This window comes from Sandaracinobacter neustonicus (assembly GCF_006385875.1).
In the GTDB taxonomy this organism is placed as follows: domain Bacteria; phylum Pseudomonadota; class Alphaproteobacteria; order Sphingomonadales; family Sphingomonadaceae; genus Sandaracinobacteroides; species Sandaracinobacteroides neustonicus.
This window is the reverse complement of sequence record NZ_VFSU01000021.1, coordinates 154,629-166,248: the sequence shown is the minus strand read 5'-3', so window position 1 is coordinate 166,248 and position 11,620 is coordinate 154,629. Positions and strand designations below refer to the sequence as shown.

10 protein-coding genes are annotated in these 11,620 nt (G+C 66.3%); 4 read left to right on the top strand and 6 right to left on the bottom strand.

The features are described 5' to 3' along the window. The 3 genes from FJQ54_RS08105 to FJQ54_RS08095 all read left to right on the top strand — a co-directional run. On the top strand, positions 1 to 802 hold an 802-nt coding region (locus tag FJQ54_RS08105; protein ID WP_140927905.1), incomplete at its 5' end, for an IS4 family transposase. A 181-nt stretch (positions 803 to 983) separates the two neighbouring features. After that, complete coding sequence (locus FJQ54_RS08100) at positions 984 to 2,387, top strand: sugar porter family MFS transporter (RefSeq protein WP_140927904.1); 1,404 nt, start codon at positions 984 to 986, stop codon at positions 2,385 to 2,387. A gap of 1 nt (position 2,388) precedes the next feature. Further along, entirely contained in the window at positions 2,389 to 4,167 is a 1,779-nt protein-coding gene (locus FJQ54_RS08095) for an IlvD/Edd family dehydratase (RefSeq protein WP_140927903.1), read from the top strand. Between the two features lie 421 nt (positions 4,168 to 4,588). On the opposite strand, the gene FJQ54_RS08090 is transcribed toward FJQ54_RS08095, so the two are convergent. From FJQ54_RS08090 to FJQ54_RS08070, 5 genes are read right to left on the bottom strand one after another with little or no spacing between them, the layout of a single operon-like run. Further along, positions 4,589 to 5,614: an enoyl-CoA hydratase/isomerase family protein gene (locus FJQ54_RS08090; protein ID WP_140927902.1), complete on the bottom strand. Its 1,026-nt coding sequence runs from the start codon at positions 5,612 to 5,614 to the stop codon at positions 4,589 to 4,591. Next, positions 5,611 to 6,078: a PaaI family thioesterase gene (locus FJQ54_RS08085; RefSeq protein WP_140927901.1), complete on the bottom strand. Its 468-nt coding sequence runs from the start codon at positions 6,076 to 6,078 to the stop codon at positions 5,611 to 5,613. The genes FJQ54_RS08090 and FJQ54_RS08085 overlap by 4 nt, the downstream gene beginning before the upstream one ends. Next, positions 6,078 to 6,872, bottom strand: coding sequence for a glutamate racemase (gene murI / locus FJQ54_RS08080; RefSeq protein WP_140927900.1), 795 nt, complete (start codon positions 6,870 to 6,872; stop codon positions 6,078 to 6,080). The genes FJQ54_RS08085 and murI overlap by 1 nt, the downstream gene beginning before the upstream one ends. Positions 6,873 to 6,932: 60 nt before the next feature. Next, positions 6,933 to 8,129, bottom strand: coding sequence for an aspartate aminotransferase family protein (locus tag FJQ54_RS08075; protein WP_140927899.1), 1,197 nt, complete (start codon positions 8,127 to 8,129; stop codon positions 6,933 to 6,935). Positions 8,130 to 8,158: 29 nt separating this feature from the next. Further along, on the bottom strand, positions 8,159 to 9,172 hold the full coding sequence (locus tag FJQ54_RS08070) for a 2-oxoadipate dioxygenase/decarboxylase family protein (protein ID WP_140927898.1): 1,014 nt from the start codon (positions 9,170 to 9,172) through the stop codon (positions 8,159 to 8,161). A gap of 79 nt (positions 9,173 to 9,251) precedes the next feature. Between FJQ54_RS08070 and FJQ54_RS08065 the strand changes: the two genes are divergently transcribed. Further along, positions 9,252 to 10,154 carry a LysR substrate-binding domain-containing protein gene (locus tag FJQ54_RS08065; protein ID WP_140927897.1) on the top strand — a complete coding sequence of 301 codons (903 nt, stop codon included), beginning with the start codon at positions 9,252 to 9,254 and terminating at the stop codon, positions 10,152 to 10,154. Between the two features lie 488 nt (positions 10,155 to 10,642). On the opposite strand, the gene FJQ54_RS08060 is transcribed toward FJQ54_RS08065, so the two are convergent. Beyond that, positions 10,643 to 11,590 carry an intradiol ring-cleavage dioxygenase gene (locus FJQ54_RS08060; protein WP_140927896.1) on the bottom strand — a complete coding sequence of 316 codons (948 nt, stop codon included), beginning with the start codon at positions 11,588 to 11,590 and terminating at the stop codon, positions 10,643 to 10,645. Between the last annotated feature and the right edge of the window lie 30 nt (positions 11,591 to 11,620).

The window sequence follows — 11,620 nt, the reverse complement described above, 5'->3', positions numbered from 1 at the left end:
GGCTCACATTGGCGATCGAGTGACCGACCTTTACGAGTTCTTATGCGAAACCCAGGCGCTCGGCACGCATTTCTTGGTCCGCTCCTGCGTCGATCGCCTGGCGGGCGACGGTGGCCCTCCGATCGCCGACGAAATGAGCGAAACCACCGTGCAAGGCACGCATCGGATCACCATTGGCAAAGACGATCATGCCGACATCGAACTGCGCTATAGGCGCATCCAAGTTTTGCCGCCGATCGGAAAGCAAAAGCGCTATCCTTCACTCAGCCTGACCATCTTGCATGCCCGTGAGAGTGGAACGCCTGAAGGGCGCCCCCCAATCGACTGGCGGCTCATCACCGATCTGCCGGTAACGACGCCTGACGAAGCCATCGAAAAGCTCGACTGGTATGCTCAGCGTTGGAAGATCGAACTCTTCCACAAGATACTCAAATCTGGCTGCCGAGCCGAAGATGCGCGGCTGCGGACCGCCGAACGCCTCGCCAATCTGATCGCCATATTCTGCATTCTGTCATGGCGCCTGTTTTGGATGACCATGATCAATCGCGCTGCTCCTGACGCATCGCCTCGGCTGATCCTGACCGATGTCGAAATTACCCTGATCGACCACCTCGCAGCTTCCCGAAGGAATGAACCGCCAGGCAGAACCCTTTCCGACTATCTAACCCAAATCGCCCGGCTCGGAGGCTATCTTGCGCGAGCCCATGATCCGCCGCCTGGCAACATCGTCATCTGGAGAGGATGGTCTCGCCTGATGGACATCAAAATCGGTGCTAACGTCAGCCGCAACATTTGTGGGTAATTGAAAGGGGTTTCCCCCGCATACGAATGCGAATTGCAGGGTCGCTCGCCTCTTGCCAAGTCAGGCGCGGAGCGGCATGGATGGAAGTGGAGTTACCGCTAACATTGAATGCGGACATGGGAGCAAAAGGGACGCGAGAGCCTGAACGAGGGGCTGCCGGTCCATTTGGGGAGAGTGCAGGATGACCGAGGCCACAAGCCGGGTGAATTACGGCTTCATCGCCATCATCGTGGCGGTCGCCACCATCGGTGGCTTCATGTTCGGTTACGACAGCGGCGTGATCAACGGCACGCAGGAGGGGCTGGAAGGCGCCTTCGGGGTTTCCGAATTGGGAACCGGCGTGCTGGTGGGGGCGTTGCTGATCGGCTGCGCCGTGGGCGCCTTCACGGCGGGCCGCCTGTCTGACCTGATCGGCCGCCGCAACGTGATGATGCTGGCCGCCGGACTGTTCCTGTTCTCCGCCTTTGGCGCTGGCGCTGCGCCCGAAGCGTGGGTTTTCGTGCTGGCGCGCTTCATCGGCGGGCTGGGCGTGGGCGCGGCTTCGGTGACGACGCCCGTCTATATTTCGGAAGTGACGCCTGCCTCGGTGCGGGGGCGGTTGTCCACCGTGCAGCAGATCATGATCATCACCGGCCTGACCGGGGCCTTTGTCGCCAACTATGTTCTGGCGAAGACGGCGGGCGGCTCCACCGCCGAATTCTGGTGGGGCTTCCCGGCGTGGCGCTGGATGCTGTGGCTGCAGATGATCCCGGCCGCCATCTATTTGCTGGCGCTGACGCTGATCCCGGAAAGCCCGCGCTATCTGGTGCTGAAGGGGCGTGACGCCGAAGCGCGCGGCGTGCTGACCAAGCTGTTCGGCGCGGAAACGGCCGACGCGAAAGTGGGGGAAATCCGCCACACGCTGGCGACGGACCATCAGCCGCGCCTCTCTGACCTGAAAGACCCGGCCACCGGCAAGCTGCGCACCATCGTCTGGGCGGGGATCGGCATCGCCGTGTTCCAGCAGTTGGTGGGGATCAACATCGTTTTCTATTACGGCTCGGTGCTGTGGCAGTCCGTCGGTTTCTCGGAAAATGACGCGCTGCTGATCAACATCGTCTCGGGCACGGTTTCCATCCTCGCCTGCCTGACGACGGTGCTGCTGATCGACCGCATCGGCCGCAAGCCGCTGCTGATGATCGGATCGCTGGGCATGGCGGTGACGCTGGCGACCCTCGTGGTCTGCTTCGCGCAGGCGACCATGGTGGATGGGCATCTGACGCTGTCCGATCAGGTCGGGCTGATCGCGCTGATCGCGGCGAATGTCTATGTGATCTTCTTCAACCTCAGCTGGGGCCCGGTGATGTGGGTGATGCTGGGCGAAATGTTCCCCAACCAGATTCGCGGCTCTGCGCTGGCGGTTTCGGGGCTGGCGCAATGGGCGGCCAATTTCGCCATCGTGCTGAGCTTCCCCTGGGCGGCCAAGCATATCGGCCTGCCGATCACCTATGGCTTCTACGCCGCCTCTGCCCTCATCTCCTTCTTCTTCGTCCGCGCGGTGGTGAAGGAAACCAAGGGCAAGGAACTGGAAGCGATGCAGGGCTGAGATGACGGCCCGAACCCCTGTCCGCCCGTTCCGTTCGCGGGACTGGTTCGCCAACCCGGAACGGGCGGACATGACGGCGCTCTATCTGGAGCGCTTCATGAACTACGGGATCACCCCCGCCGAACTGCAATCCGGCAGGCCCATCATCGGCATCGCCCAGTCCGGATCAGACCTCAGCCCCTGCAACCGCATCCATGTGGAACTGGCCACGCGCGTGCGCGACGGCATCCGGGACGCGGGCGGGATTCCGATGGAATTCCCGCTGCACCCCATCTTCGAAAACTGCCGCCGCCCCACCGCCGCGCTGGATCGCAACCTCGCCTATCTGGGGCTGGTCGAAATCCTGAACGGCTACCCCATCGACGCCGTGGTGCTGACGACGGGTTGCGACAAGACCACGCCTTCGCAGCTGATGGCGGCGGCCACCATGGATTTGCCCGCCATCGTGCTGTCCGGTGGGCCGATGCTGGACGGCTGGCACGAGGGCGAGCTGGTCGGCTCCGGCACGGTGATCTGGCGGGCGCGGCGCAAGCTGGCCGCCGGCGAGATCGACGAGGCGGAGTTTCTGGCCCAAGCCTGCGCCTCTGCGCCGTCTGCCGGGCACTGCAATTCCATGGGCACAGCCTCCACCATGAACAGCATCGCCGAAGGGTTGGGCATGTCCTTGCCGGGCTGCGCGATGATCCCCGCGCCCTATCGCGAGCGCGGGCAGATCGCCTATGAAACCGGCGCGCGCGCGGTGGAGATCGCCTATGAGGATTTGCGCCCCTCGTGCATCCTCACCCGGCAGGCCTTCCTGAACGCGATGGCGCTGACGATTGCCATCGGCGGCTCCTCCAACGCGCAGCCGCACATCGTCGCCATGGCCCGTCATGCCGGGGTGGAGATCACCCCGGACGACTGGCGCGCCGTGCACGACCTGCCGCTGCTGGTGAACATGCAGCCCGCCGGGCGCTACCTGTCTGAACGCTTCCACCGCGCGGGCGGCATCCCTGCCGTGCTGACCGAACTGCTCGCCGTCGGGCGCATCGACGGCAACGTTTCCACCATCACCGGGCGCACGCTGGCGGAAAATGTCGCGGGCCGCACCGCGACAGACCGGGAGGTGATCCGTCCCTACGCCGATCCCCTGCTGCCGGACGCCGGATTCCTCGTGCTGAAAGGCAATCTGTTCGACTTCGCGATCATGAAGACGAGCGTGATTTCCGACGCCTTCCGCAGCCGCTACCTCTCCCGCCCCGGCCACGAAGGCGTGTTCGAAGCCCGCGCCGTGGTGTTCGACGGCTCCGACGATTACCACCACCGCATCAACGATCCGGCGCTGGCGATCGACGAGAATTGCATCCTCGTGATCCGCGGTTCCGGCCCCATCGGCTGGCCCGGATCGGCCGAGGTCGTGAACATGCAACCGCCCGACGCGCTGATCCGGCAGGGCATTTCCAGCCTTCCGACGCTGGGCGACGGGCGGCAATCGGGCACCTCCGACAGCCCCTCCATCCTGAACGCCTCCCCCGAAAGCGCCGCCGGCGGCGGGCTGGCATGGCTGCGCACCGGGGACATGCTGCGCATCGACCTGAACGCCGGGGCGTGCAACGCTCTGGTGGAACCAGCCGAAATCGCCCGACGACTGGCCGAAGCCCCGCCGCCAATCCCCGTCAGCCGGACGCCGTGGGAAGAAATCTACCGCGAGAAAACCGGGCAACTGGCCGAAGGTGCCGTGCTGGAAATGGCGCTGAAATACCGGCAGGTGGGCGACGAGGTGCCGCGGCATAATCATTGATTGGGGGGCGTTGGTTTGCGCGCAGCGTGGCCAAGGGGTCTGCGCTTGGAACCCGGTTATGGTTTTCGCCTCCGGCGGGCAGGGAAATGATTTCCCTGCACCCTCAAAATTGGCGTCGCACCTCAACTTCAGCGTCGCGGGTGTGATCAGATTCGATTGCCTGCGGCGCTACGGAGCGCTCTCCCCCGTGCCAAGGGGGAGAGATGGAGAGGGGGTGTCAACGCCGGGCCTGATCCGCTGACATCACAACACGCCGAACTGGAGAGCCGCAGGCTATAAACTCGAACGTCGCGCCAAGTGTCGAGCCCCCACCCCAACCCCTCCCCTAAAGGAGGAGGGGCTTAAAAAACGTCGGGGGTGCAGGGGCGTCACGCCCCTGCCGGGGTGAAGGGGCAGAGCCCCTTCAAAACCCCCGTCACCCTCAATCGAAGCGCAGATCCCCGCCCGCCGGTTCCACCAGATAGGGCGCGATATCCACGTCCTCCAGCCTCGCGGGGGACCATTTCGGGCTGCGGTCCTTGTCGATCAGTTGCGCGCGAACGCCTTCGTAGAAGTCGTAGCCCTGCTTGATCGCGTTGACCATGCGATACTCCAGCTTTAGCGCCTGTTCGATGCTGGCGCCTTCGCCTGCGCGCAGGCCGTAGAGCGTGAGTTTCAGCGAGGTGGGGCTCATGCGGCGGATGATCGCGGCCTGCTCCATCGCCCAGTCGTCGCCTTCGTCCAGCAGGGAGAGGATATCTTCCACCTGGTTCTGGCTGAACAGATAATCGATGCCGTCCCGCAACGCGGGCAAGGTGAGGTGGCCGGGATCGGTGTGGAACGTGCCCAGCACGTCTGCGAAGGGTTCGTGGCTGATCGCGAGCCGTTCCTTCAGCACCGAAATTTCGGCGGACGGCGTATAATGGGTGCAATAGCCGATGGCGACGCAATCGCCGCCCTTCACCCGCGCACCGGTCAGCCCCGCCCATGTGCCGAATTCGCCGGGGAAGCGGGGAAGGGCGTGGGTGCCGCCCACATCCGGGATCAGGCCGATGCCGGTTTCGGGCATGGCGAACAGGGTTTTTTCGGTTGCCACGCGATAGGGGGCGTGCACGGAAATGCCCACGCCGCCGCCCATGCTGATGCCGTCGATCAGGGCGATATAGGGCTTGGGATAGTGGGCGATGGCCTGATTCATGCGATATTCGTCGTGGAAGAAGCCTTCGAAATCCGGCGAGCCGGCCTGCCCGTCGCGGTGCATGGCCACCACGTCGCCGCCCGCGCAGAAGGCCTTACCGCCCGCGCCTTCGATCACCACGGCCTGCACATCATCGTCGATGGCCCAGTCCATCAGCTGCCGGTGCAGCGCCACGCACATGGCGCGGGTCAGCGCGTTCAGCGCCTGCGGCCGGTTCAGGGTGATCAGGCCGATCCGGCCCTGCTTTGCGAACAGGATATCGTCGGTCATTGCGGCTCCATCTTTCCATCGGCCCCGGCGAACAGCCCCGGCCCTTCCAACTCCATGATCACGCAACTGGTCGTCAGCCGCGCCAGCAGTTTGCCGGTTTCGTCTGTCATATCGGCTTCGGCGAAGCTGATGGTGCGCCCCAGCTTCAGCACCCGGCCAGAGAAGAAATAGGTGCCGCCCAGCCGTGCGGGGCCGAAGAAGCTCACCTTGAACTCGATCGTGGGCACGCCCACGCGCCGCCCGGCCTTCACGATCACGGCGGTGGCCGCGGCGTCATCCAGCGCGGTGGTGATGATGCCGCCTTGCAGATTGCCCATCGGGTTGCAGAATTGCGGCGTGGCCAACATGCGGTAACGGGTGGTGCCCGCGGCCTGATCCACCGCTTCCAGTTCCATCCCCAGCAGCGCCGTGGTGGGAGCCTTCTTCGCCCGCATCCGCTCCAGCAATTGCGTGTCGTCCGCCATCAAAGCCCCTCGATCCGTGTGAGGCCGAAGCCCTGAAGCGCGGGTGCCAGCGGCGCAACCCCTTCAATTCCGCCGGTGAAGATCGCACGGCCTTCGGGCTTCGGCCCCTCCCACGCCGTCTCGCGCAACAGATGCGCGCAGCGCCGGGCGATTCCGTCTGCGCCGTGCACGAAGCGCAACGGTCGCGGAGCAACGGCGGCCAGCTCCGCCTCCACCAGCGGGAAGTGGGTGCAGGCCAGCACCACCATGTCCATCCGCTCGCCGCCGGGCTGGTTCAGCAGGCCGTCCAGCGCGCCGCGATAGACGGCCGGGTCCACGGCTTCACCGCGCAGCTTCGCCTCGGCCGCGGCCACCAGCGCGGCGGAGCCATGTTTCAGCACGGTGCAATCGCCCGCGAACCGGGCGGAGAGATCCGCGACATAGGGCTGGCGCACGGTGGCGTCCGTCCCCAACACGCCGATCACCCGCGTGGCGGTCTGCTCGGCGGCGGGCTTGATGGCGGGCACCGTGCCCACCACCCCCACGTCCAGCACGGGGCGCACATAGCCCAGCGCGATGGTGGAGGCGGTGTTGCAGGCGATCACGATCAGCGCGGGATCCAGCCGTTCGGCCAGCCGCCCCAGCAGCCCGGCCACCCGGGCGGAGACTTCCGCCTCGCCTTTGGTGCCATAGGGATAGCCCGCCGAATCCGCGCAATAGACGATGGGCGCGTCCGGCAGCTTCGCGGTCACGGCGCGGAGGACGGAGAGGCCCCCCACACCGGAATCAAGAAACAGGATCGGGCCAGCGCTCATACCCCGATGCCGATAACGCGGCTGGCTGGCGGGGCAAGTGAAACTCTGCCCCGCCTGCGCTCAGGCCGCTTTCGCCAGTCGCTCCCGCGCGGTGCCGCAGGCCAGTTCCAGCCGCTTCACCGCTTCCAGCGCTTCCGCTTCAGACAGCAGCAGCGACGGCAGCAGCCGCACGCAATTCTCGCCGCCGCCTGCCACCAGCAGGTCATGATCGCGGGCCAGCGCCATGAAATCCCGATTGTTGGGGATCAGCTTCAGCCCGATCAGCAGGCCCTTGCCGCGAATTTCGCTGACGATATCCGGGTTGCGGGCGGCCAGCGCCTGCAATTCGCTTTTCAGCAGCGCGGCAATCGCCTGCACATGGCTCAGCGTTTCCAGCTTGGCGATTTCGTCGAAGGCGGCGATGCCCACCGCCATCGCCAGCGGGTTGCCGCCAAAGGTGGAGCCGTGCACGCCCGCGACCATGCCCTTGGCGGCTTCGCGGGTGGCAAGGAACGCGCCGATGGGGAAACCGCCGCCCAGCGCCTTGGCGATGGCCATGATGTCCGGCTCCACGCCTTCGAACCACTGGTGCGCGAACAGCTTGCCGGTGCGGCCCATGCCGGACTGCACCTCGTCATAGATCAGCAGCACGCCATGCTGCGTACACAGGTCGCGCACGCGCTTCAGCCATTCGCCGGTCAGCGCCCGCGCGCCGCCTTCGCCCTGCACCGGCTCCACGATCAGCGCGGCGGTGGTGGGACGGGCGATGGCTTCGGCGATTCCCGCTTCATCGTCGATGGTCAGCTGCACATAGCCGGGCAGGCGCGGGCCGAAGCCCTCCACATAGCTGGGGTTCCCGGCCGCGTTGATGGCGGCATAGGTGCGGCCGTGGAACGATCCGGCAAAGCCGATCACGTCGATCCGCTCCGGCTGGCCGTTCGCGAAATGATAGCGCCGCGCTGTTTTCAGCGCGCCTTCCACCGCTTCGGAACCGGAGTTGCCGAAGAACACCACATCGGCGAAGCTCGCGCCCGTCAGCCGTTCGGCCAGCGCTTCCTGCCCCGGAATGCGGAAGATGTTGGAGACATGCCACAGCTTCGCCGCCTGTTCGGCCAGCGCCTTCACCAGCACGGGGTTGGCATGGCCCAGCGCGTCGGTCGCGATTCCGGCCACGCAATCGAGGTAGCGGCGGCCGTCCACATCGAACAGCCACGAACCCTGCCCATGCGACACCGTCAGCGGTGCCCGGTTGTAGACGCCCAGAAGTGCGTCGGTCATTCCCAATTCCTTTCCTGCGGCGGGGGCGCTCAGGCCGCCCGCGTCATCGCGAAAATGCCAGTCGCATTGCTGCTGTCAAACGACAGATCGATGCAGCCGGTCGCCGGGTCAATCTCCCGGCTGATGAATTCATAGAAAGAGCCGGGGACTCGTCGCGAAATCTCACCCTCCGCCGTGGTGAAGCTTCGCTCCACCCTATCGGCCTTCAGCGCCGTCTGCCGCACCCGGCCCTCGCGCGCGACTTCCACCCGATCCTTGATGGGGAAGCCTTCCGCGCGCAGCGAATCGGCCAGCGATTCCACATGCGCCACGCGATCGGTCACATGGTTGAAGCTGTTGCCCTCGGTGGCGATCCAGCCCGCCTCGGCCGATTGCGCCAGCAGGATTTCATAGTCGCCGAGCGCCACCGGCCCATGCTGGCGCGCGAACGCTGCCGCAATGCCTGGCAGCGCTGCCAGCGCCAGTTCCAGCGGCGCCTCGCCCGCCTGCGCCATGGCGGAGAGCAGCGCCTGCTCCGTCTGCCCCAGCGGATCGCGCGAGCTGCCGAACACGCGGGCCGCGGCTTCGGCGAAATCCGCATCGAAGCGGTCCACATGCAGTTCGCTCACGAAATATTGCGGGATCGCCTCGGGCAGATCGGAATGGGCATAGGCGTGGCCCGTCATCTTCAGACGGGGCAGCGGGTAAGTGTTGGCCTTCTGATAGCCCAGCGGTTCCAGAATGCGGGCGAAGGCCAGCTGCCCGGCGGGCAGCGCGCCGGTTGCCCCATCGGCAAACAATATCGTGCGCAGCGCGCCATGATCGAAAAGGATGCGCCGCCCCGAAGCCGCTTCGCGCCGGGCATAGTCCGCCCCGCTCGGCACCCGCTTCAGCAGATCGTCGGACAGCAGAACCGCCAGCGCCATGGCGAAGGCCGCGCGGGAGACCGGGCCATCGGCCTCCGCCAGCAGGTCCGCATGCACGTCTAGCGCTGTCAACGCAGCCGTGTCGCCCAACACCGAGCGCACCAGATGTTCCACCATGCCTTCATTCATGCTGCGCATGAAAGTCTCCATCTTGCCAATCAAGGGCAATCGTGCGCCCTTCTTTGTGCGGATACAAATCGGAAAGGCTCATACGCTTATGACAAACAGGACTGAGGGCGCGCGCCGCTTCCTGCCGCCCATGGGCGTGCTGAACAGCTTCGCCGCCGCCGCCCGGCTGGGCAGCTTTTCCGCCGCAGGCGCGGAAGTGGGTCTCACGCAAAGTGCCGTCAGCCGCCAGATCGCCCTGCTGGAGGATGCGCTGCAGCGCCCGCTGTTCGATCGCGCCGGACGCCGCATCAGCCTGAACGCAGACGGCCAGAGCTACGCCGACGAGATCGCCCCCGCGCTGGACCGTATCCGCCGCGCCACCGCCCGCCTCGCCAGCCGCCGCCCGGCCAACGAACTCAACATCGCCACCCTGCCCAGCTTCGGCATGCGCTGGCTCGCCCCGCGCCTGCCCCGCCTCAGCGCCCGCCACCCCGATCTCGTCGTCAACTTCGCCGCCCGTTCCATCCCCTTCGATCTCTCCACCGAAGGCTTCGACGCCGCCATCCACTTCGGCCTGCCGGACTGGCCAGACGCCACGCATGATTTCCTGTTCCGCGAACAGGCCCTGCCCGTCTGCGCGCCGGGCTGGCTGCAAACCCACCCCATCCACGTACCGGAGGATTTCCTGAACACCCCCCTGCTGTTCCAGAGCAGCCGCCGCAGCGCCTGGGACCGCTGGCTCGCCCACGCGGGGGTCGACGCCCCGCCCGTGTCGCCCGGCCCCGTGTTCGAACATTTCCTGATGCTGGCGCAGGCCGCAGCCGCGGGCAGTGGAGCGGCGCTGATCCCCAGCTTCCTCATCGAACCCGAACTGGCCGCCGGAACGCTGGTCTGCCCTCTCCACATCCCGCTCTCCACCGACGAGGCCTATTGGCTGGTCCACCCGCGCGGTGGAGCCGCGAACCCGGCGCTGGAGCGGTTCCGTGCATGGCTGGCGGATGAGGTTGGGTGAGCGTGGGGCGGTGGTTTTGCCTCCGGCGGCCCGGGCTCTGCCCGGGACCCGGCAGGGGCGTGACGCCCCTGCACCCCCGACATTTTTTTAGCCCCTCCTCCTTTAGGGGAGGGGTTGGGGCCATCCGCTGCGCGTGAGGTTGGGGTTTGATTGCCTGCGGCGCTTTGGGGCGCGCCCTGCCCACCTCTCCACGCGTCAACCCGGACTTGATCCGGGGTGACGGTTGTGGGGGTGGGGAGGCTGTGGATCAGGCCAAGCGGTGACACCCCCCTCTCCATCTCTCCCCCTTACAGGGGGGGAGCGCTCCGGTGCGCCGCAGGCAATCGAATCTGATCACTCACACGAGGTGGGAGTTTCAGCACAACGCAAAGTCAGAGGGTGCAGGGAAATCATTTCCCTGCCCGCCGGAGGCGAAAACCTGAGTCCGGGTTCCAAGGGCAAAGCCCTTGGCCGCACGGCGCACAAACAACCGCCCCCGCCCTTCAGGATCACCCCCCGCCGCTGCCCGGAAAGATCGGCGTCGTTTCCGTCCGCTGCCCCATAGGTCCGCCCGGCCCGCCGGGGGGCGGGCCGTCTGGCCGTCCGTCGCGCATCCCCGGCGGCGGCCCCGGCGGGCGGCCCTTTAGCCCGCCCGGCGGAGGGCCTCCCGGCCTCATGCCGTCCGGCCCGCGTCCGCCGGGGCCGCCTTCTGTCCAGCGGGCGGCGGGGTCGATGCCGACGACCAGCGCCGCGATATAGCGGTCTTTCTGTTCGCGGATGGCGGCATAGGCGCCTTCGCCGGCTTCGGCCGCGATACCGTCGATACTGTTCAGCGTGTCACGCTGGCCGCTGCGGCGGTAGGCGGGGGCTTTTTCGAAGATATGTTCGCTCAGCGCGTCGGGGAAGAAGATCTGGCTGGTGAGAACAGTGCGGTCGTTCAGGAAGATTTTGTAATGGATGTGGGTGGTGCGGCCGCGATACCAGCCGGGATAGATGGTTTCGAAGCTGGCGATGCCATTGGCGTCTGTGGGCTGGGTGCCGCGCAGGAAGGTCTGCCCGGCAGTATCGGAGACGGCGTCTGATCCTTGCCCTGCGAAGCCGGAATAATCCCCCTGCGCATCGCAATGCCAGATATCCACCCGCGCGCCGGAAAGCGGGCGGCAATCGGCCGTTACCACTTGCAATTGCAGGCGCAGCGGAATTCCGGGGCGGCCTTCGCTGATGTCGCGGCGCACCAGCTTCGGGTCCAGATAATAGGGCCCTTCGGTGGTGGCGGGCATCACCGAGCAGACGTTGGAGGAGATCAGCCCCAGCGTGGCCGCAAGATGGTTTGCATCCGGTGTGGCGGCGGCGCGGGCAGCGCTGCCCGGTGCGAGCGCGGCGGCCGGGGCCACGAGCAGGGATTGCAGAAGCCGGCGGCGGTTCTCGTCGGCTGTTGGCGGGCTGGGCGCGGTCATGGCTTGGGTTTCGGCTCCGAAACGGGTTGA